We start from the raw sequence: 21650 nt of genomic DNA on the forward strand, positions 1-21650 counted from the left end.
TCAAATGCCTAAAGAAAAGAAATAAGCAATTAGGTAAACTTGAAAATCCTCTTTCCAGAAAGGAAAGAGGATTTTTACTCCTACAAGTAATTATTTCTTTCATAGGTAATAAAGTAATTTAGTCAAAATATCCAGTGAAATCTACAATTTTGGAACAACATCTCTCTTAACCTAGACGCCTTGGTATAACAAAAATTTGTAATATTTGTGATTATTTTGAACATGGAATACTCTTCCTAAATACTCTACCTCAAAAGGATAGGACACATGTATTACAACTATTTGCTATAATACAAAACTCATTTCAATCCTTATTCGAAATTCCATTTTCAGACGGCCTTGTCTGTTTATAAGGCCGTCTGAAATGTTTTCCATCCATCCCCTTCTGCCGAGCCATGATTCCATCTGATTTCATTGACGAGCTTTTGTCCAAAGTCGATATTGTCGATATTATCGACGAGCAGGTTCCGCTGAAGAAAGGCGGGGCGAACTATATGGCCTGCTGTCCGTTTCACAAGGAAAAGACACCATCGTTTTCGGTCAGCCCGACCAAGCAGTTTTACCATTGCTTTAGTTGCGGTGCTCATGGTTCGGCAATTGGTTTTGTGATGGAGCATCAGGGGCTGTCGTTTCCGGAGGCGGTGCAGTTTTTGGCTGATCGCGTCGGTATGACGGTGCCTAAAGTTCGCGGGCAGGAAGACAACCCTGAAATCCGTGCCGAACGTAAAAAAAAGCAACAAACTTTGGAAGAAACAACAGCGGCGGCAGCGGATTTTTATGCGCAACAGTTGAAATTTAATCCGGCGGCGAAAGCTTATTTAGACAAGCGCGGCTTGAGTGCGGAAGTCATCGCGCATTATGGTTTGGGCTATGCACCTGACGGCTGGCAACCTTTGGCACAAGTGTTCCAACCCTATCCTAATACTGCGTTGGTGGATACGGGCATGGTCATCGATAACGAAGGCAAACATTACGACCGCTTTCGCCACCGGATTATGTTCCCTATCCGTAATCCTCGTGGGCAGGTTATCGGATTTGGCGGCCGCGTATTGGACGACTCCAAACCCAAATACCTGAACTCTCCCGATACGCCTTTGTTTGACAAGGGGAAAAACCTTTATGGGCTATATGAAGGGCGTGCCGCCGTAAAAGAGGCAGGACGGATTTTGGTAGTCGAAGGCTACATGGACGTGGTTGCATTGGCGCAGTTCGGCGTCGGCTACGGCGTAGCGGCTTTGGGTACGGCAACCACGGCAGGACACGTCAAAATCCTGATGCGTCAGGCAGACAGTATTTATTTTTGTTTTGATGGCGACAGCGCGGGACGTAAAGCGGCTTGGCGCGCGCTGGAAAATGCGTTACCACAATTAAAAGACGATAAATCGCTGCATTTTCTATTCCTACCTGAAGAACACGACCCAGACAGCTACATCCGCGCCTACGGCAAGACGCAATTTGAAGATGCCTTGTTAAACCAAAGCAAGCCCTTATCCGAATACTTTTGGGAACATCTTTCAGACGGCCTCAACCTCAATACGCAAGAAGGCAAAGCAGAATTGGTCAAAACCAGCTCTCCGCTTTTGGCTCAGATTACTGCGCCGGCATTGGGCTATCTTCTGAAACAAAAACTCAGCGAACTGGTAGGCATTGACCCGGACAACCTCGCCCAGTTACTCGGACAAGAAGCGCCAAAGCGGCACGTCAAACAGAAAAGTTACAAACTGCCGCCTATTTCTGTCAAACAACCAACCATGCTGACACTGGTTCAAAGACAGATACGCAGCCTCTTGATAAATCCGGCTTGGGCTTCATATATAGACCTGCCCGATTATCTGGCCTTAAGTGGCGACTTTGCCTGTCTGGCCAATTTGGCCGAAACCATCAAGAATCACGATACGACTCCTGCAACTGCACAAGTACTTGAATATATGCGCGGTTCGCCCTATGAGGAAACCGTCAATCAAATCTTTTTATCAACCCTTCACTCTGAAGAAATAGAAGGGGATGACGAGGAAGATTGCGAAAGTTTCCAAATCGGCATGAAAAAGTTGTTAAATGAATTAAAATACAGTCAAATCGAAACTTTAAAGCAAAAAAGTATTCAAACTGGTTTGACCGAAAATGAAAAAAGACTCTTGCTGTCACTTTTGACGGCAAAGCAAAACTAACCCCTCAGGCCGTCTGAACAATCTAAACACACGCTGCGAAACATGACACGCAGAACACTCCATCTGTAATATTTTCAGACCGCCTCAGAGTATTAAAGTGAAATCTGATTTCACAACAAAAAGCTCTGCTCCGCCTTCAGGTACGGCCACATCACCGTAAACCGTCGGCACCCTATCAACCTAGAGAGCAATCCATGTCTAAAAATCAAAACTACGAAGAATACCAAGACCAAGACGACAACCGTCCATTGAGTATCGAAGAGCAGCGCGCGCGTCTGCGCCAACTCATTATCATGGGTAAAGAACGCGGCTACATCACTTATTCCGAAATTAACGACGCCCTGCCCGACGATATGTCCGATGCCGAGCAAATCGACAACATCGTCAGCATGATTTCCGGCTTGGGCATCCAAGTAACCGAACAAGCCCCCGATGCTGAAGACATCCTCTTGAGCGACAACGCCGCCGCCATGACCGACGACGATGCCGTTGAAGAAGCCGAAGCAGCACTCTCCAGCGCAGATTCAGAATTCGGCCGCACTACCGATCCTGTGCGTATGTATATGCGTGAAATGGGGCAAGTCGATCTGTTGACACGCGAAGACGAAATCATCATCGCTAAAAAAATCGAAAATGCACTGAAAAATATGGTGCAGGCAATCTCCGCCTGCCCTGGCTCGATTGCCGAAATTCTGGCTTTGATCGAGCAAGTCCGCAATGACGAAATCCGTGTGGATGAAGTCGTTGAAGCCATCATCGACCCTAATGAAGTCTTATTGAACGAATTAGGCTTGGGTCATTTGGAAAATGCTAAACCAGATGACGAAGAAGGCGAAGCCGTTAGCGATGATGAAGATGGCGATGATGAAGATGAAGACGATTCAGGTAGCGACTCTGAAGCCATATCCGCTGCCCATTTGGCCGAACTGAAACAAAAAGTTTTGGAACACTTCGCCTTTATCGAGAGCGAATACGGCAAAATGATCAAGCAGTTGGAAAAACACGGTAGTCAGCACGCCAACTACCTGAAACACCGCGATGCCATTGCCAACAAACTGTTGGAAGTCCGTTTTGCCACACGTCAAATCGAAAACCTGAGCAGCAACCTGCGCAGCCGCGTTGAAAACATCCGCAAACTCGAGCGTGAAATCCGCGATATCTGTATCGACCGCGTCCGCATGGAACGCGACTACTTCATCAAAAACTTCCTGCCCGCCATTACTGATTTGAAATGGGTAGAAGAAGAAGTAGCCAAAGGCCGTGTATGGGCAAACGCGTTGGATCGTTTTCGCCACGCCATCCTCGAAAAACAAACCGAGCTGGCAAATATGGAAGCTGAAACCCGCATTTCCATCGAAGAGTTGAAAGAAATCAACAAAAACATGGTGTTGAGTGAGAAAGAAACCTCAGCCGCCAAACAGGAAATGATTCAGGCTAACTTGCGTTTGGTTATTTCCATTGCCAAAAAATACACCAACCGCGGCTTGCAGTTCCTTGATTTGATTCAAGAAGGCAATATCGGTCTGATGAAAGCGGTGGACAAATTCGAATACCGCCGTGGCTACAAGTTCTCGACTTACGCCACATGGTGGATCCGTCAAGCGATTACCCGCTCCATCGCCGACCAAGCGCGTACCATCCGTATTCCGGTTCACATGATTGAAACCATCAACAAAATGAACCGTATCTCGCGCCAATACCTGCAAGAAACCGGTGAAGAGCCTGATTCTGCCAAACTGGCCGAGCTGATGGAAATGCCGGAAGACAAAATCCGCAAAATCATGAAAATCGCCAAAGAGCCGATTTCCATGGAAACACCGATTGGCGATGACGACGATTCGCACTTGGGCGACTTCATCGAGGATGCCAACAACGTTGCGCCGGCAGAAGCTGCGATGTACACCAGCCTGCACGAAGTAACCAAAGAAATCCTCGAAAGCCTGACACCGCGTGAAGCCAAAGTGTTGCGCATGCGTTTCGGTATCGATATGAATACCGACCACACTTTGGAAGAAGTCGGCAAACAATTTGACGTAACCCGCGAACGTATCCGTCAAATCGAGGCCAAAGCCCTGCGCAAGCTACGCCATCCTACCCGCAGCGACCGCCTCCGCAGCTTCCTTGATAGCGAAGAAAACAAATCATAAAAGCAAACCGCAGGTTGAAAGACCTGCGGTTTTTTTTGAAATACGAAGGCCATCTGAAAACCAAATCTCAAAAGATTTAATCGTTTCAGACGGCCTTAAACTTATTTTGATAATTTATTAAGCCTCAGTGGTTTTCTTTTTCGGACGGCGACGACGACGTTTGGGTTTGCCATCAGTTGATCCACTTTGTTTCTGACGTTTGTGATCATTGGCCGCAGTCATTTGCTGACGGGTTTCCTCATCAGCATGTTGGAAAGTTGTCCACCAAGAAGCCATCTCTTTATCAACCTCGCCAACCTCGCTACGCAAAATCAGGAAATCATAAGCGGCTCGGAAACGTGCTTGTGATAGCAGGCGATACGGACGTGCGCCGCGCATATTGTCGAATTGCGGCTGAAATTGCCAAATTTCACGCATGGTTGCAGAAAACCGTTGCGGTACGCCCCAACCTTTCTCTACCGTATCCCGCATGGTGTTCATCGCATCCATCAATGCAGGGACAGGTTTTTGTCCATGGCCTTGATTGCGTTGCCAAATAGCGTTCAGTGTCGGCCACAATACCGCCGCCAATACGAAACCTACGGAAACGGACTTATCCGCACGGATACGCTCGTCAGTATTTTTCAAGGCCAACATAATCATACGGTTTTCAGCCGCTTCAGCAGTTTTCAAGGCATCTAAAAGTGGATGAATGCCTTCGGGAATGCCCAACTCGTTTAGCCGCTTCAAACAGGCACGAGAATAACCGGAAAACAGGATTTTCAGAATTTCATCAAAAAGACGGGCAACAGGCTCATTTTTCAGACGGTCTGCATATTCGGCAATCGGCAAAGCGGTTTGCTCTTCCACTTCAAAACCCAATTTACCCGACAAACGGACGGCGCGAAGAATACGGACAGGATCTTCCTGATAGCGTTCGGCAGGATCGCCTATCATCACCAATTTTTTATCGGCAACATCAGCCACACCCTGATGGAAGTCCCAAATCTCCTCTTTAATCGGGTCGTAATACAGCGCATTGCAAGTAAAGTCGCGACGCATGGCATCTTCTTCAATGCTGCCGTAAGTATTGTCCTTCATAATGCGGCCTTGCGCATTTTGCTGAACCTTATCGCCACCGCGGAACGTCGTCACTTCAATAGTTTCAGGTCCGATCATCACATGAACGATTTGGAAGCGGCGGCCGATAATGCGGCTGCGGCGGAATACTTTGCGGATTTGCTCCGGCGTGGCATCGGTTGCGATATCAAAGTCTTTGGGTTCGACCCCGAGCAACAAATCCCGAACGGCACCGCCCACAACATAAGCCTGAAAACCGGCTTCATGCAGGCGTTTGGCAATTTTCTCCGCGGCAAAGCTCAACATATCCGCGCGGATACCGTGTTGCTCAAGCGGGATAATTTCCTTTTCGGGCAACGATTTGACGTGTTTTTTAGGCAACACTTTATGCAGCCATTTTTTTAACATAAGCAGCTCTTTTCACAATAAAAAAGGCCGTCTGAAACTTGTCTGGCTTAAGCCTTTGCACAATATTCTGTCGTAGAAGGGGCAAAACATTGAGCAAAGGCTTCAGACGGCCTAAAAAAGACGTGCCATTATACCTTATGGAAGTTCGATTAATTAGCGTATTGGCAAAAAATATCGGCTATAATGACGGTCTGACAACGATTCAGGCAGAACATCATGTACCACTACAAATCCGAAGCTACCCAATTTCTCGACAAACTCATGGAAGACAATCCCGAAATGGAAGCGCAACGCCTCGAAAACCGCCATTTGCTGTGGGATGTTACCCTCAATCCGACTGAACAGGCCGAATTTGAAGCGGCCAAAGTCAACAAAAAACCCTACACCTACTATCAAGACTAATTCCGTATCGGCATGACGACCAACACGCACAATACCGATCTGGCATTACAACATTACCTCAACAGCATCGGTCAATCCGAACATCCCGTTTTGACCGCATTGCGCGAGCGTACCCAATCACATCGTCTGGGAAAGATGGCCATCGCCCAAGAGCAGGCAGCCATGTTGGTGTGGTTGGCCAAATTATTGAATGCCAAAAAATATTTGGAAGTTGGCGTCTTTACCGGTTACAGCAGCACCGCCATGGCGCTTGCCCTCCCCGAAGACGGCAAAATCACGGCTTGCGACATCAATGTAACCTTTACCGATATTGCCCGCGAAACATGGCAGGCAGCAGGCATAGCGCATAAAATATCGCTTCATCTGCAACCGGCTTTGCTGACTTTGGACGATTTGATTGCGCAAGGCGAATCGGAAAGCTACGACTTGGCACTTATCGATGCCGACAAACCACCTACGCCGAAATATTTCGAACGCTGTTTGCAACTGGTACGGAGTGGCGGTGTGATTGCCATCGACAATATCTTGTTGGGTGGACGCGTCATGAATGAAGCTGCCGAAAATGATCCGCCCAGCTTGGATATCCTGCGCCATTTCAACCAAAATCTGCCGCACGATACACGCATTATTCCCATTACCCTGCCTGTCGGCGACGGTTTGACATTGCTACTAAAAAAATAAAACGACACAATCCGATGAGAACATTATCACATTCCCTGTTTCTTTTGCCGCTTACTCTATTAGCCGCATCGTGCGCCGTTTCCCATCCTCCCCAACCTGCCGACAATCCTAACTTTGTCCTGCCGGATATTCCGCGTGAGCCTTTGCATGAAAAAAGTATTCCCTATCCGCGTTTGGACGCACAAACCCAGATTGACCACTTGGGCATACAAATTGCCCGACTGGAACGCACGGTTGAAGAATTAAATCAACGCTTGCACACATTGGAACAACAACGAAACATCAAACGTCCAACTACTTCGGTTTCCAACCCCAAAGCCCAGCGATTGGACGACCGCAAGCTGAAAATGAATTATTTGGCAAATGGCGGCGGCGTGCCGTCTGAAACAGACTCAGCCGCACAAAACGAATTGCGCCTTTATAATCAAGCGCAAAAATACTATCAGCGTAACAACTTCTCTGCCGCAGTAGCCATTTTAAAAGAAGCTGACGGTGGCAACGGTAGCGAAATTGCCCGCCGCAATATGTACCTGCTCCTGCAAAGCCAACAACGTCTGGGCAACTGCGAATCTGTTATCGAAATCGGCAACCGCTACGCCAACCGATTCCGCAACAGCCCACAAGCTCCTGATGCCATGTACAGCATCGGCCAGTGCCAATACAAACTGCAACAAAAAGACATCGCCCGCAGCACATGGCGCAAACTGATACAAAGCTTCCCCAACAGCGAAGCGGCAAAGCGCGCTTCCATCAGTCTCAAACAAAGATAAACGTTCAGACGGCCTTGTCATCTCCAAGGCCGTCTGAATATTTTTTTACCCTTAATCCATTCAAGCAAAAGGAACTCCTCATGATCCAAGTCGGCATTATTATGGGCAGCAACAGCGATTGGCCGGTGATGCAGCAGGCAGCACAATTTCTCAAAGAATTCGGCGTTGAATACGAAGCGCGTGTCGTCTCTGCACACCGTACGCCTGATTTGATGTTTGAATACGCCGAAACCGCACGCGAACGCGGCATCAAAGCCATCATTGCCGGTGCAGGCGGCGCAGCGCATTTGCCGGGTATGGTCGCTGCCAAAACCACGGTTCCCGTCTTAGGCGTTCCCGTGCCCAGCAAATATCTGCGCGGCGAAGACTCCCTGCTTTCGATTGTGCAAATGCCTAAAGGTGTTCCTGTTGCTACATTTGCCATTGGCGAAGCCGGTGCGGCCAATGCAGCGCTATTTGCCATTTCACTTTTGGCCAACGAAAATCCTGAGTTGGCTGAAAAACTGGCGGCCTTCCGTGCCAAACAAGAACAAACCGTTCTAGCCATGGAATTGCCCGAAGCATAAGGAACTAAGGCCGTCTGAAAGTTGTAAATGGAAACTTTGATTTCGTTTTACGATTGTTCAGACGGCCGTAGTCTTTTATTAAATTGAATTAATACCATGAAAACCCTAGTATTCGTCCTACTCTCTACCCTGCTTTGTTCCTGCCAAAGCCCAAGCACTCCAGCTCAATCAACTGCCACCCCATCTCAACAGCAAGCCCAAGATACAACCGGCAATCTGATTATCTTCTATGATGCCCAAACCGGTTCCGCGCCATTGCTAAAAGCAGTAAAAACCTCCGGTGCAACTTTGGTTTACGAATACAAAAACCTGTACGGCATTGCTATTCGTCCATCTTCCAAGACCAATATTAAAGATGCTATTGCCTATTTCAAGAAAGTAAACGGCGTATTGTCTGTTGAACAAGACCGACTGCTTAAACTTCAATAAACAAACTATTTTTGACCAAATAAAAAAGGCCGTCTGAAACGTATCACTACGATTTCAGACGGCCTTTATTTTTCAATAAATCAAATCATGCCGCTGCCTTGCGCTTTAGGCTTGGCTTGACCAAATTCCAATTTGCTCAGTGCAGACAGATAGGCCTTGGCAGTCGCTACCAACACGTCGGTATCAGCGCCTTGACCGTTGACCACACGATCGCCACGTTGCAGACGGACAGAAGTTTCGCCTTGGCTTTCGGTACCTTGTGTCACCGCATTGACAGAGTAAATCTGCAAGGTTGCGCCACTTTGAGCCACGCTTTCAATGGCTTTGAAGATCGCGTCAACAGGGCCGGAACCGGTAGCGGTAGCGTGTTTTTCTTCGCCGCGAATACTGAACACAATATTGGCACGAGGCTCTTCACCGGTTTCGGTGCTGATTTTTTGAGAGATGAATTTGTAGCTTTCAGCATTCAGGCTGCCCATTTCATCAGACACCAAAGCGTGCAAGTCTTCATCAAAGATTTCGCGTTTCTTATCCGCCAGCTCTTTAAAGCGTGCAAATGCTGCATTCAATGCCTCTTCGCTTTCCAACTCGATGCCCAAATCAGCCAGCTTGGTTTTGAAAGCATTACGGCCGGACAATTTGCCCAAAGTCAGACGGTTGGTTGACCAGCCGACTGATTCGGCAGTCATGATTTCATAGGTTTCAGGGTGTTTCAACACGCCGTCTTGGTGGATGCCTGATTCGTGCGCAAAGGCGTTTGCGCCGACTACTGCTTTGTTTGGCTGAATCGGATAGCCGGTGATAGTAGATACCAGTTTGGAAACCGGCACGATTTGCGTGGTATCGATGCCGGTTTCCAAGCCAAACAAATCATGACGCACTTTCAACGCCATCACGATTTCTTCAAGGCTGGCATTGCCTGCGCGTTCTCCCAAACCGTTGATGGTACATTCCACCTGACGCACACCTGCCTGAACAGCAGCTAATGAGTTAGCAACCGCCATACCCAAGTCATTATGGCAGTGGGTCGACCAAACTACTTTGTCGCCATTGGGAACGCTTTTGATGATGTTGCTGATACGCTCGTACCATACGGAAGGGATGGAGTAGCCGACAGTATCGGGAATGTTGATAGTAGTCGCCCCCGCTTCGATAACCGCCGTAAAGATTTTGGCAAGGAAGTCCAAATCCGAACGCACTGCGTCTTCGGCTGAAAATTCCACATCGTCAGTGTATTCTTTGGCAATTTTCACCGCTTTGACCGCCGCATCGATGACCTGCTGCGGCTTCATTTTCAGTTTGTGCTCCATGTGGATCGGGCTGGTAGCGATAAAAGTGTGAATACGTTTATTCGGAGCGGGGGAAACAGCTTCGCCTGCTTTGCGCACATCGTTTTCAACGGCACGCGCCAATGAGCAAACTGTAGATTTGGTAATGATTTTGGCAATCGCATTAACCGATTCAAAATCGCCCGGACTAGCTGCTGCAAAACCTGCCTCAATCACATCGACACCCATCTTTTCCAACTGGCGGGCAATACGGATTTTCTCCTCTTTGGTCATGGATGCACCAGGCGACTGCTCGCCGTCGCGCATGGTGGTATCGAAAATGATAACGCGGTTGGTTTGTGTCATTTCTGTTCTCTCCAGAGATTCATTTTTTTGTAAAAAAGCATTCAAATCAAGCGGTCTGCCTTGCGCTTCCGCCAAAGCGGTCAGTTTTTGCAACTGAGCCAAAGGCAGGGAACCGCGTGTACGCCATTTGTAGATAGCCGCTGTGGTCGCAGCATTTTCCGGGTCGTGCTGTTTCAGGGCTTCGGCCAGCGCGTTTACGCCGCCAAAATAGGCAACCAAACGGTCAATGTCTAATTGCATGATGTTCCTTGTCCAAATCTGATTAAGATTATTGTGTTCTGGTTTTGCATTATACTCATTTTAGACAAAACGACAATCTATTTTTATCAAAATATCAGCTCAAATTTTAAAATTTAAGAATTTTTTATACATTTTGTCTAATTTAAACTAATAAAAGCCTCTCTCAAACCGAACCTATCCTAAATATAGTAAACTAATCCTCTATTTTCCCGATTTGAAACACATTATGCCCCACACCATCCCTACCAACCGTTCCGACATCGAATGGCGCAACGAAAGCACCCAAAAACCGCCCAAACAAGCGGTTTACATCCAAGAAGCAGGCGCAGCAGAAATTTTAAAAAATGCCCACGCGCAAACTGCAACTGTTTGGACTGGCGATTTTCACAATGCCAAACAAGTCTTGGCCGCAATGAAAAAACGTATCCGCAGGCCGTCTGAAAAAAAGAAAGATACGCCTGCCGATATTCAGACGGCCTTTCACACCCACCGTATGAAACAGGCTCAGCAAAGCCGTTTGCTCAATATGCTTGCCGTTGAAATCCAACCGAATTTTCAACTGGATAATGCACGCGTACCTGACATCTACTCCGCTCTGTGCGATGTTTACGACACACCAAACGACAAACCGTTTCTCTTACCACTGAATCAACTACTGGGCTTTATCGGTGCACACGAATGGCACAAAAAGGGCATAGACATTCCTCAGCTAAACGGAAAAATCCATGTTCCTTTCGGCGTATTCTCTCCACTGCGTGGCGAATATTTGGATTTAATCGCCCGAGCACCACTCACTCCCAATATTCAGACGGCCTTTGACATCGGCACCGGCTCAGGCGTGATTGCCGCAATTTTGGCCAAACGAGGCATACCCGGCATCATTGCCACAGACACCAACCCCAAAGCAATTGCCTGCGCCACAGCAAACCTCGAACGCTTAGGCTTGGATAAAGCTGTCAGTATTCAATCGATTGATTTGTTTCCCGAAACTTGCACCGACCTTATCGTTTGCAATCCGCCTTGGCTGCCGGCAAAACCGACCTCCGCTATTGAGACCGCCCTTTACGACCCCAATCATGCCATGCTGGCTGCATTCCTCAACGGCGTACGCAAGCACTTAAATCCAAACGGCGAAGCCTGGTTGATTATTTCAGATCTAGCAGAACATTTGCATTTGCGCGATAAAGACTTTCTAAACAAATGCTTTCAGACGGCCTCGCTCAATGTAGTTGATATTTTGAAAACCAAACCGCAACACAAAAAAGCAATAGATGAATCCGATCCTTTGGCGTTTGCCAGAAACAAGGAAACTACTTATCTATACCGTTTGAAAGCGATATAAAATCAAGGCCGTCTGAACATTCAGACGGCCTTTAAGCATTTCCATAAAAGAAAACGGCATATCCGTAAAGATATGCCGTCGATGGGAGCAGGGACTGCTATATTTGGCAGTGGTTTGTGTTTTAGTCCTCTTGCGCCGCTGTTTGCAGGTAGTTTGGCAAACCAACTTTGCCAATCAATTCCTGCTGAGTTTCAAGCCAGTCAATGTGTTCTTCGTTGATGTCTTTTTGTTTTTCCAACAAATCACGGCTGACGTAGTCTTGTTGCTCTTCTGCAAGAGCGATGGCTGCAACCAGAGCATCATGTTTTTCATACTCTTTTTTCAGATCGCAGGCAATGATTTCTTCGGTAGATTCACCGATCAACAGTTTACCCAATTCTTGCAGATTAGGCAGGCCTTCCAAGAACAAAATACGCTCGATTAAATCGTCTGCGGATTTCATTTCGCGGATGGATTGTTTGAAGAAGTGTTCACCTAATTCTTCAAAGCCCCAGTTTTTCAAAATGCGGGCATGCAGGAAGTATTGGTTAATGGTAATCAGCAACAAACCTAAGTTTTTGTTCAGCTCGCGAATAACTAAGCGATCGCCTTTCATATTCAGCTCCTTATATGTTATACGCTAGATTACAGTTGGCTTTGGTAGTAGTTGCCTTCGCCGACCAATTCGATCAGACGCAGTTGTTGTTCCAACCAGTGAGCGTGATCTTCTTCAGTGTCTTTCAGTTGGGCAACCATCAAATCGCGGGTAACGTAGTCTTGAGCTTCTTCGCACAATTTGATGCCTTTTTTCAACGCATCGCGTACTTCGTATTCAGTGTTCAAGTCTGCTTTCAGACAAGAGATTACGTCAGTACCGATGTTCAGTTCGGCACGAGTCATTTTAGGAGTACCGCCCAACATCAGGATACGACGGATGAAGTCTTCGGCGTGAGTGGTTTCTTCTTCCATCTCGTGGTTCAAACGTTCGAACAGTTTGGTGTAACCCCATTCGGAGTACATGCGAGAGTGGATAAAATATTGGTCGCGAGCAGCCAACTCGCCAGACAATAATTCGTTCATGTAATCAATAACTGCTTGGTTGCCTTGCATAATTCTTTCTCTTTCTTTTAAAAGTTGACGATCACGAAATGAAGATTCGTGTGTTGTTATGGAATGAGGTAATTGTATGCATAAGTAGCACTTTTGACAAATTTTCTATTTAAAATACAAACAATTATCAAAAAATTTAACCCGTCTAAAAGGCCGTCTGAAAAATTAATTCCCTGTTTTTAATAACATTTTTTTGACATTGATATTAAGAATCCATTGAATCATTCAAAAACATTTACATTCGTTAACCATAAATAAAAGCAAATAACCCAACAAAATCAATCAAATTTAATTATGAATTATTCTCAACTGCTTTTGCCTCACTTTTTTGAATCTTCTACTCCGTCAACACTTAGGAATCGTGCTATAATTACCAGTTATCTTTTTTTTAAGCACCTAGCTGAAACACATAAATTATCATGAAACAAATCCGCAATATTGCCATCATCGCCCACGTCGACCATGGCAAAACCACATTAGTTGACCAATTGCTGCGTCAGTCCGGTACATTCCGTTCCAACCAGCAAGTAGAAGAGCGCGTAATGGACAGCAACGATCTTGAAAAAGAGCGCGGCATTACCATTCTCGCTAAAAATACCGCCATCGAATACGAAGGCTACCACATCAACATCGTAGATACCCCGGGACACGCCGATTTTGGTGGCGAAGTGGAACGTGTATTGGGCATGGTTGACTGCGTCGTACTGTTGGTTGACGCACAAGAAGGCCCTATGCCGCAAACCCGTTTCGTGACCAAAAAAGCTTTGGCTTTGGGTCTGAAACCTATCGTTGTCATCAACAAAATCGACAAACCGTCTGCCCGTCCAAGCTGGGTTATCGACCAAACATTCGAATTGTTCGACAATTTGGGCGCAACCGACGAACAATTGGACTTCCCTATCGTCTATGCTTCCGGCCTGTCCGGCTTTGCCAAATTGGATGAAAACGACGAGAGCAGCGATATGCGCCCTCTGTTCGAGACCATTTTGAAACACACGCCTCCTCCAAGCGGCAACGCAGACGCAACGCTGCAACTTCAAATTTCCCAACTGGACTACGACAACTACACCGGCCGCCTCGGTATCGGCCGCATCCTGAACGGCCGCATCAAACCCGGCCAAGTCGTTGCCGTCATGAATCATGAAGAACAAGTTGCCCAGGGCCGTATCAACCAACTGTTAGGTTTCCAAGGCTTGGAACGCGTACCTTTGGAAGAAGCCGAAGCCGGCGACATCGTGATTATTTCCGGTATCGAAGACATCGGTATCGGCGTAACCATTACCGACAAAGACAATCCTAAAGGCTTACCTATGTTAAGCGTGGACGAGCCGACCCTGACCATGGACTTTATGGTCAACACTTCTCCTTTGGCCGGTACTGAAGGCAAATTCGTGACTTCCCGCCAAATCCGCGACCGTCTGCAAAAAGAATTGCTGACTAACGTTGCCCTGCGTGTTGAAGATACTGCCGACGCTGATGTATTCCGCGTTTCCGGCCGTGGCGAATTGCACCTGACCATTTTGTTGGAAAACATGCGCCGCGAAGGCTTTGAATTGGCAGTAGGCAAACCGCGCGTGGTATTCCGTGAAATCAATGGCCAAAAATGCGAGCCTTACGAAAACCTGACCGTGGACGTACCTGATGAAAACCAAGGCGCCGTTATGGAAGAGCTTGGCCGCCGCCGTGGCGAACTGACCAATATGGAAAGCGACGGCAATGGCCGTACCCGCTTGGAGTACCACATTCCTGCCCGCGGCCTGATCGGTTTCCAAGGCGAGTTCCTGACCCTGACCCGCGGTACCGGCTTGATGAGCCACGTTTTTGACGACTACGCACCGGTTAAACCCGATATGCCCGGCCGTCACAACGGCGTACTGGTTTCTCAAGAGCAAGGTGAAGCCGTTGCTTACGCCCTGTGGAACTTGGAAGACCGCGGCCGTATGTTCGTTTCTCCAAACGATAAAGTCTACGAAGGCATGATTATCGGTATTCACAGCCGCGACAACGACTTGGTGGTAAACCCTCTGAAAGGTAAAAAACTGACCAATGTCCGTGCCAGCGGTACAGATGAAGCCGTGCGCCTGACTACGCCAATCAAATTGACTTTGGAAGGTGCAGTTGAATTCATCGACGATGACGAACTGGTTGAAATTACGCCACAATCCATCCGCCTGCGTAAACGCTACCTGAGCGAATTGGAACGTCGCCGTCATTTCAAAAAACTGGACTGATTCTGTTTGATTGATATGTTTTAAAATTAAGGCCGTCTGAAAAGTGTTTTAGAAATCCTAGATTTCATTTTTACACTTTCAGACGGCCTTTTATCATCTGTTCAAATAAAGTAAATCGGCATTTCTTCCGCTTGTACCGCCGCTTCATCAGTACGATCATTCTTACGATATTGCCCCGGCGATATCCCATATTGCTTTTTAAATGCCTTGCCAAAATGCGTTTCCGATTGAAAACCGACTGAGAGCGCAACCGATAAAACCGGATCCGCCGTCTGTTTCAACAATAATGCCCCCTGTTGCAAGCGGATACTGTTTACAAAGGCATGCGGGCTTGTTCCCGTCTGCTGCTTGAATACCCGCATCAACTGGGCGCGAGATAAGTTGGCTATCGCGGTCATTTTCTCGATATTCCATTCCTCTTCCGGCTTATCCACTACTGCCTGAAGCAGATTCCGCAAGCGTTTATCCTGCCAACCATTCAGCAAACCACTTAATTGCGCTTCCCCATTTTTCTCCAGGCTGGCTCGAAGTAGAAATACCAACAATACCGAAGCCAATGCGTTCACAACCGCTACCGAGCCAGACAAAGCCTGACCGCTCTCATACTGCAACAATGCCACCAAATACTGCAAAGAAGGATGGTTGATATTCAGTAAAACCGTATCAGGCAGCCCTGCCATAATATCCGCCTGCGCTTCATATTCAAACCGCGCGCAGAAAAGATGCAAAGCCGCATCGCCTCCTGCATGACTCTCCTTGACTTTAAATGCACCTTTTTCACTCGTCAGCACGTTGACGCCGAGATTTTCACAACTGCTATCGCTGCTCAAAGTATGCCCTACGCTGCGCGGGAAAAAAATGATATCCCCAGCACTCAGCAGCCTGGCCTCTTGCTCCCCATCAATTCGGATATAACCCGAACCGGAAGTTACGATATGCACCAAACCATGCGCACGCTTTGGTTCATGCCGCACATACCATTCCCCCCGAAACAGACATTGAACATCCACGCTGCCTTTTACCTGCGCCAATTCGACCAGCCTATCCAAAATATCCATAGTATTTTTTACCAATAAATGAGATGTTTTGACGATTTAAATCTTCCAATTATTGCAATAATACACACACCAAACACAAACGGATAGGATTTTTTATCTTATCCACTCACATTAAGAAAGGACATATCATGTTTAAAGACTGGCCTGAACATACCGCCTTGGTAAAAAAATCATTCGGCGAACTGGGTAAAAACCATCCTAAAATGCTGCAAGCCTACGGCGCATTAGATCAAGCAGCCGCTGCCGAAGCACTGGATGCCAAAACACGCGAACTGATCGCCATTGCCGTTGCCATTACCACACGTTGCGAAAGCTGCATCAGCGTGCATGCGGCCGCTGCAGCTAAAGCGGGTGCAACCGAAAGCGAAATCGCCGGCGCATTGGCCACCGCTATCGCCCTGAACGCAGGTGCCGCTTATACCTACGCTTTGCGCGCTTTGGAAGCAGTAGAAACCCAACGCTAATCGGTTTGTAAAATCAGGCCGTCTGAAAGCCGACTCCCCTTTCAGACGGCCTGATGAAATGCTAAACTGATAAAGTTATCATATTATTTTCTGTCTAATAGGAGATTGAACCATGAAGAAACTGCTGACCGCCGTACTTTTTGTCGCTGCTGTTGCCACTCCTTTGGCCGCTTCTGCAGCCTCTTTGCCTAAAGTTGAAAAAAGCGCGGCACAACCTGCAAAAGCAAAAGGCGTTTGGATTGATGTCCGCTCTGCCGAAGAATTTAAAGAAGGCCACTTGCAAGGTGCACTCAATATTCCGCATGACCAAATCGTTGACCGCATCAAATCTGTCAGCCCGGATAAAAATGCACCGGTAAACCTCTACTGCCGCAGCGGCCGCCGTGCAGAAGCCGCGCTGACTGAGCTGAAAAAAGCCGGCTACACTAACGTAACCAACCATGGCGGTTATGAAGACTTGGTGAAAAAAGGTTTGAAATAAATCTAGTTGATTTTAAAAAGGCCGTCTGAAACTTTTCAGACGGCCTTTATTGCCATTACAGACAGCAACTTCCAAATCTCAAACGTTTGCTGAGACCGGTTTCGTGAATTAATTGTTTGATAACCAAAATATTGGTGTTATCGGCCAAGGCGCGAATGCTGTGCGCTTCCATCGGTTCAAGACGGATAACTTGTAAGCCTTCGGTTTGCAAAACTGCGTCCACCGTTTTGATTTCGGCTTTTCCGTTTAAAACTAAAAGCAAAATAATCGCATCCGCCTCATAGGCCGGAATTTCATTATCCTTCTGCAGTGAAAGCTGAACAATCTCCTGATTGCCGTCTGAAGCAATCACGCCGCCCAATAAAGCTTTGGGGTCTAACTCATAATGTTTCATTATTATCCTTTCCGCCCAAACGTTGCCGATTCATGGACAATCGCTCAAGCAAACCAGTACAATACCGCCCATCTTACCGATAGACACAATATTGTCACATGAACATATTAATCTCAAACGACGATGGTTATCTTGCGCCTGGTTTGGCTGTTTTGGCAAGAGTGTGCGCAGAATTTGCTAATGTCAGGGTGGTTGCGCCCGAACGCGATCGCAGCGGCGTCAGCAATTCCCTGACTTTAGACCGTCCTTTACAACTGAAACAGGCGGAAAACGGGTTTTACTATGTGAATGGTACCCCGACCGACTGCATTCATGTCGGCCAGCATGCCCTTGCCGATTTCAAACCCGACTTAGTCTTGTCCGGCATTAACAACGGCGCAAACATGGGCGACGATACGCTTTATTCCGGTACGGTTGCCGCCGCGACGGAAGCCTACCTGATGGGCATTCCCGCCATTGCTTTCTCGCTCGCAGATTCCAGCGGCCGTTATTGGGAGACTGCGGAAAAAGCCGCTTGGATACTGCTTTCCTACTTTCTCAAACGCCCTATTTCCGAACCCATCTTATGGAACATCAATATCCCTGCCGTCGCACCTGAGGATATCCAAGGCATAAAAATTACACGGCTCGGCCGCCGTCATCATGAACAAAGCATTGTTCCCATGTATAATCCACGTGGCGAACAAATTTATTGGATTGGGCCGGTCGGCGATGTTTCCGACAGCGAAGAAGGTACCGACTTTGGCGAATGCGCGTCCGGCTTCATCACGATTACCCCCCTGCAAGTCGATTTGACTGCCTACGGACAAATGGAGCAAACCGCTTCCTTTTGGTCAGAAATCCCTGCGCCTTAACAGTCCCTAACAGCCGAACACTTGAGAAACAAGCATATTTTTATTATGATATGCCTCGACGAGAACAATTACCCGAATACGAAAGTCATTAACATGTTGAAAAAAAGTGTATCTTATGCCGGATCGGCAGCTTTGGTTTTATTACTTGCAGCCTGTGCCAGCCAACAACCGGCTCCTGTAGTCGTCGGCACACAAAGCGGTGGTTCAACAACAAGCTCTACCGCTGACAATCCTTACGGTGCAGCGCCTTACAATACCAACACCAGCCCAGTGGCAGATGCTCCATACACTCCGCCGGCAAGTACACCTGCTCCAACATATAACAGCGGCAGCACCGGCACTTACACGCCTTCTTATGCGCCTGTTGATATTAATGCAGCGACACATACTGTTGTTCGTGGTGATACCGTTTACAACATCTCCAAACGCTACAACATTACCCAAGACAATCTGCGTGCATGGAATAACTTAGCCGACAATACCATCAGCATTGGTCAAACCCTGCGCGTGAAACCTGAGGGCTACGTTGCACCTGCAGCTTCTGCAAGCAAACCTTCTACTCCAACAACGACAACCACTGCTCCGGCTCCAAGCACTCCTGCCAATACACCAACCGTGTCTACCGGCAGCAGCCGCAACGTCAGCGGCATCACATGGCAGCGTCCGACTACCGGTAACGTTATCGCCAACTTCGGCGGCAGCAACAAAGGCGTAGATATCGCCGGTACGCAAGGCCAGCCGGTTGTTGCAGCGGCAGACGGTAAAGTCGTTTACGCAGGCTCAGGCTTGCGCGGTTACGGCAACTTGGTCATTATCCAACACAACTCCTCATTCTTGAGCGCATACGGCCACAACCAACGCCTGCTGGTTAATGAAAACCAAACCGTTAAACGCGGTCAAACCATTGCGCACATGGGTAATACCGATGCATCTCGTACCCAGTTGCACTTTGAAATCCGTCAAAACGGCAAACCGGTCAATCCGGCAAATTATGTTGCCTTCTAAGCTGATTCAAGCAACCTAATTTCAATTCAATCCCTGCCTAAATGTCATTTAGGTAGGGATTGTTTGTACCGGTTCCCCATGAAATTTCATCTTCCCTTTCTTTATACCCTGCTATTGGGCGGTTGTGCCGCGTTTTTGCCTTCATTGGACGAACGCACCCAAAGCAGTTATCTTGACATACCTGCAACGCCGCGGCTGGACAGTGCATTAGGTATTCCTTCTACATCCTCCAATACCGATGTTTCCCATATCTATCTGCTGAACGATGCCCACGAAGCCTTTGTTGCCCGTGCTGCCCTGATTGAATCCGCCGACCATACCCTCGATTTGCAGTACTATATCTGGCACAACGACATCTCCGGCAAGCTTCTGTTGAACCTGATTCATCGCGCGGCCGAGCGCGGCGTCCGTGTGCGTTTGCTTCTGGACGACAACAACACCAACGGCATGGATGATCTCCTGCTGGCACTCGACAATCATCCCAATATCGAAGTCCGTCTGTTTAATCCCTTTATTTTCAGAAAATGGCGTGCACTCGGCTACGTTGCCGATTTTCCGCGACTCAACCGCCGAATGCACAACAAATCGTTTACCGCCGACAACCGTGCCACCATTTTGGGCGGACGCAATATCGGCGACGAATATTTTAAGGTTAACGACGATACCATCTTTGCCGACCTCGATATCCTCGCCACAGGCCGCGTCGTAACCGAAGTTTCCCAAGACTTCGACCGCTATTGGGCAAGCCATTCCGCCTACAACGCGACCAGCATCATCAAACGGGGAAATCTGCAAAAAGGATTGGCAGAGCTCAATTACACCGACCAAGATAAAAATCAAACGCTCATCCGCTACCGTCAAAGCATAGAACACTCCAACCTCTATCAAAAAATGCAGAGCAACCTTATGGAGTGGCAAAGCGTCAGCACACGCCTGATCAGCGATGACCCGGCCAAAGGCTTAGACCGCGACCGGCACAAACCGCCTATTTCCGAACGCCTGCAAGACGCCCTCAAGCAACCAGAAAAAAGCGTTTACCTTGTCTCCCCTTATTTTGTACCTACAAAATCAGGCGTCAAGGCCATAGAAAAGCTGATTCACAACGGCGTGGATGTTACCGTTCTGACCAATTCCCTCCAGGCGACCGACGTTGCCGCCGTCCATTCCGGCTACGTCAAATACCGCAAGCCCTTGCTTAAAGCCGGAGTTAAACTCTATGAGCTTCAACCCAACCACGCCGTTCCGACCTCCAAAGACCGCGGCTTGACCGGTAGCTCCGCCACCAGCTTGCATGCCAAAACTTTCATCGTGGACGAGAAACGCATTTTCATCGGCTCATTCAACCTCGACCCACGCTCCGCACGCCTCAATACCGAAATGGGTGTCGTCATCGAAAGCCCCGAAATCGCAGGCCAAATGCAGCGCACCCTCGTTACAACTACCCCAAGCTATGCCTATCAGGTAACGCTTGGCAATTACAACAAACTATACTGGTATGACCCAAGCGAAAAACGAACTTACGCACACGAACCCGAAGCCAAGTTCTGGAAACGGATGACTTCAAAAATCCTGTCCATCCTGCCCATAGAAGGATTATTATAGAGGCCGTCTGAAAACAGAAATTATGCAGCCAGAGGAATTCACCATGTCTCGACTCATCTGTAAAACCTTATTTGTTTGTACCGCCAGCCTGTTGTTGGCCTCCTGCGGCACCACCGGTAAGCACAAATCCCACAAGCCGCAAACAACCGCCAGAACAATCCAACCTGTCCGCATTTCACATATCGACCGAACCCAAGGTTCGCAGGAATTAATGCTCCACAGCCTAGGCCTGATCGGTACACCCTACAAATGGGGCGGCAGCACCACAGCCACAGGCTTTGACTGCAGCGGCATGATCCAATTCGTCTATAAAAACGCCCTCAACGTCAATCTGCCACGCACCGCGCGTGATATGGCCGCAGCCAGCCGAAAAATTCCCGACGGCAAATTAAAAGCCGGCGATCTTGTCTTTTTCAATACCGGCGGCGCACACAAATATTCCCATGTCGGCCTCTACATCGGCAACGGCGAATTTATCCACGCCCCCAGCAGCGGCAAAACCATCAAAACCGAAAAACTTTCCACTCCGTTTTACGCCAAAAACTATTTGGGCGCACATACCTTTTTTACCGAATAAATCAAGGCCGTCTGAAAGGTATCATGACATCATCGATACCTTTCAATCT

At 47.9% G+C, this 21650-nt stretch carries 21 protein-coding genes; 15 read left to right on the forward strand and 6 right to left on the reverse strand.

What is annotated here, in order from left to right:
• Positions 1–395: 395 nt before the first annotated feature.
• Both dnaG and rpoD read left to right on the forward strand, forming a co-directional pair.
• Entirely contained in the window at positions 396–2168 is a 1773-nt protein-coding gene (dnaG, locus tag HMPREF2700_RS05685) for a DNA primase (protein WP_070590904.1), read from the forward strand.
• 194 nt (positions 2169–2362) lie between these two features.
• Positions 2363–4315 carry an RNA polymerase sigma factor RpoD gene (gene rpoD, locus HMPREF2700_RS05690; protein WP_070590905.1) on the forward strand — a complete coding sequence of 651 codons (1953 nt, stop codon included), beginning with the start codon at positions 2363–2365 and terminating at the stop codon, positions 4313–4315.
• Positions 4316–4432: 117 nt separating this feature from the next.
• Here the strand turns inward: rpoD and HMPREF2700_RS05695 are convergent, their stop codons facing one another.
• Positions 4433–5782: a polynucleotide adenylyltransferase PcnB gene (locus HMPREF2700_RS05695; protein WP_070590906.1), complete on the reverse strand. Its 1350-nt coding sequence runs from the start codon at positions 5780–5782 to the stop codon at positions 4433–4435.
• 216 nt (positions 5783–5998) lie between these two features.
• On the opposite strand from HMPREF2700_RS05695, the gene HMPREF2700_RS05700 reads away from it, so the two are divergent.
• The 5 genes from HMPREF2700_RS05700 to HMPREF2700_RS05720 all read left to right on the forward strand — a co-directional run bounded on the left by HMPREF2700_RS05700 (position 5999) and on the right by HMPREF2700_RS05720 (position 8630).
• On the forward strand, positions 5999–6184 hold the full coding sequence (locus tag HMPREF2700_RS05700; protein WP_003680728.1) for a DUF3460 family protein: 186 nt from the start codon (positions 5999–6001) through the stop codon (positions 6182–6184).
• Positions 6185–6196: 12 nt separating this feature from the next.
• The gene (locus HMPREF2700_RS05705; RefSeq protein WP_070590907.1) at positions 6197–6865 is read left to right on the forward strand and encodes a class I SAM-dependent methyltransferase; all 669 of its coding nucleotides are present in this window, start codon (positions 6197–6199) and stop codon (positions 6863–6865) included.
• A 14-nt stretch (positions 6866–6879) separates the two neighbouring features.
• Positions 6880–7635 (forward strand): tetratricopeptide repeat protein, encoded by a 756-nt coding sequence (locus HMPREF2700_RS05710; protein WP_070590909.1) that lies wholly within the window; start codon positions 6880–6882, stop codon positions 7633–7635.
• 80 nt (positions 7636–7715) lie between these two features.
• Positions 7716–8201 carry a 5-(carboxyamino)imidazole ribonucleotide mutase gene (gene purE / locus HMPREF2700_RS05715; protein ID WP_003686478.1) on the forward strand — a complete coding sequence of 162 codons (486 nt, stop codon included), beginning with the start codon at positions 7716–7718 and terminating at the stop codon, positions 8199–8201.
• 96 nt (positions 8202–8297) lie between these two features.
• Complete coding sequence (locus HMPREF2700_RS05720; protein WP_070590910.1) at positions 8298–8630, forward strand: hypothetical protein; 333 nt, start codon at positions 8298–8300, stop codon at positions 8628–8630.
• Between the two features lie 80 nt (positions 8631–8710).
• Here the strand turns inward: HMPREF2700_RS05720 and HMPREF2700_RS05725 are convergent, their stop codons facing one another.
• Positions 8711–10504 (reverse strand): 2-isopropylmalate synthase, encoded by a 1794-nt coding sequence (locus HMPREF2700_RS05725; RefSeq protein WP_003686450.1) that lies wholly within the window; start codon positions 10502–10504, stop codon positions 8711–8713.
• A 226-nt stretch (positions 10505–10730) separates the two neighbouring features.
• Here HMPREF2700_RS05725 and HMPREF2700_RS05730 point away from each other — a divergent pair, with 226 nt between their 5' ends.
• Complete coding sequence (locus tag HMPREF2700_RS05730) at positions 10731–11846, forward strand: methyltransferase (protein ID WP_070590912.1); 1116 nt, start codon at positions 10731–10733, stop codon at positions 11844–11846.
• A gap of 121 nt (positions 11847–11967) precedes the next feature.
• Here HMPREF2700_RS05730 and bfr (HMPREF2700_RS05735) read toward each other — a convergent pair whose 3' ends face one another.
• Both bfr (HMPREF2700_RS05735) and bfr (HMPREF2700_RS05740) read right to left on the reverse strand, forming a co-directional pair.
• Positions 11968–12441: a bacterioferritin gene (bfr, locus tag HMPREF2700_RS05735; RefSeq protein ID WP_003680736.1), complete on the reverse strand. Its 474-nt coding sequence runs from the start codon at positions 12439–12441 to the stop codon at positions 11968–11970.
• Between the two features lie 29 nt (positions 12442–12470).
• The gene (gene bfr, locus HMPREF2700_RS05740; protein ID WP_003686357.1) at positions 12471–12935 is read right to left on the reverse strand and encodes a bacterioferritin; all 465 of its coding nucleotides are present in this window, start codon (positions 12933–12935) and stop codon (positions 12471–12473) included.
• 419 nt (positions 12936–13354) lie between these two features.
• Between bfr (HMPREF2700_RS05740) and typA the strand changes: the two genes are divergently transcribed.
• Positions 13355–15166: a translational GTPase TypA gene (gene typA / locus HMPREF2700_RS05745; RefSeq protein ID WP_049329418.1), complete on the forward strand. Its 1812-nt coding sequence runs from the start codon at positions 13355–13357 to the stop codon at positions 15164–15166.
• Between the two features lie 101 nt (positions 15167–15267).
• Here the strand turns inward: typA and HMPREF2700_RS05750 are convergent, their stop codons facing one another.
• Positions 15268–16224 (reverse strand): AraC family transcriptional regulator, encoded by a 957-nt coding sequence (locus tag HMPREF2700_RS05750; protein WP_070590913.1) that lies wholly within the window; start codon positions 16222–16224, stop codon positions 15268–15270.
• Between the two features lie 128 nt (positions 16225–16352).
• Between HMPREF2700_RS05750 and HMPREF2700_RS05755 the strand changes: the two genes are divergently transcribed.
• Together HMPREF2700_RS05755 and HMPREF2700_RS05760 are read left to right on the forward strand one after the other, a co-directional pair.
• The gene (locus HMPREF2700_RS05755) at positions 16353–16688 is read left to right on the forward strand and encodes a carboxymuconolactone decarboxylase family protein (protein ID WP_003680742.1); all 336 of its coding nucleotides are present in this window, start codon (positions 16353–16355) and stop codon (positions 16686–16688) included.
• 112 nt (positions 16689–16800) lie between these two features.
• Entirely contained in the window at positions 16801–17169 is a 369-nt protein-coding gene (locus tag HMPREF2700_RS05760; protein ID WP_070590914.1) for a rhodanese-like domain-containing protein, read from the forward strand.
• Between the two features lie 55 nt (positions 17170–17224).
• Here HMPREF2700_RS05760 and HMPREF2700_RS05765 read toward each other — a convergent pair whose 3' ends face one another.
• Positions 17225–17563, reverse strand: coding sequence for a cupin domain-containing protein (locus HMPREF2700_RS05765; protein ID WP_070590915.1), 339 nt, complete (start codon positions 17561–17563; stop codon positions 17225–17227).
• Between the two features lie 98 nt (positions 17564–17661).
• Here HMPREF2700_RS05765 and surE point away from each other — a divergent pair, with 98 nt between their 5' ends.
• The 4 genes from surE to HMPREF2700_RS05785 all read left to right on the forward strand — a co-directional run bounded on the left by surE (position 17662) and on the right by HMPREF2700_RS05785 (position 21601).
• Positions 17662–18417: a 5'/3'-nucleotidase SurE gene (gene surE, locus HMPREF2700_RS05770; protein ID WP_003686460.1), complete on the forward strand. Its 756-nt coding sequence runs from the start codon at positions 17662–17664 to the stop codon at positions 18415–18417.
• 93 nt (positions 18418–18510) lie between these two features.
• Positions 18511–19422 carry a peptidoglycan DD-metalloendopeptidase family protein gene (locus tag HMPREF2700_RS05775; RefSeq protein WP_070590917.1) on the forward strand — a complete coding sequence of 304 codons (912 nt, stop codon included), beginning with the start codon at positions 18511–18513 and terminating at the stop codon, positions 19420–19422.
• A gap of 78 nt (positions 19423–19500) precedes the next feature.
• Complete coding sequence (locus HMPREF2700_RS05780; protein ID WP_070590919.1) at positions 19501–21024, forward strand: phospholipase D family protein; 1524 nt, start codon at positions 19501–19503, stop codon at positions 21022–21024.
• A gap of 43 nt (positions 21025–21067) precedes the next feature.
• Positions 21068–21601 carry a C40 family peptidase gene (locus tag HMPREF2700_RS05785; protein ID WP_070590941.1) on the forward strand — a complete coding sequence of 178 codons (534 nt, stop codon included), beginning with the start codon at positions 21068–21070 and terminating at the stop codon, positions 21599–21601.
• Positions 21602–21650 lie beyond the last annotated feature (49 nt).

Source organism: Neisseria sp. HMSC068C04 (assembly GCF_001810105.1).
In the GTDB taxonomy this organism is placed as follows: Bacteria; Pseudomonadota; Gammaproteobacteria; order Burkholderiales; family Neisseriaceae; genus Neisseria; species Neisseria flavescens_B.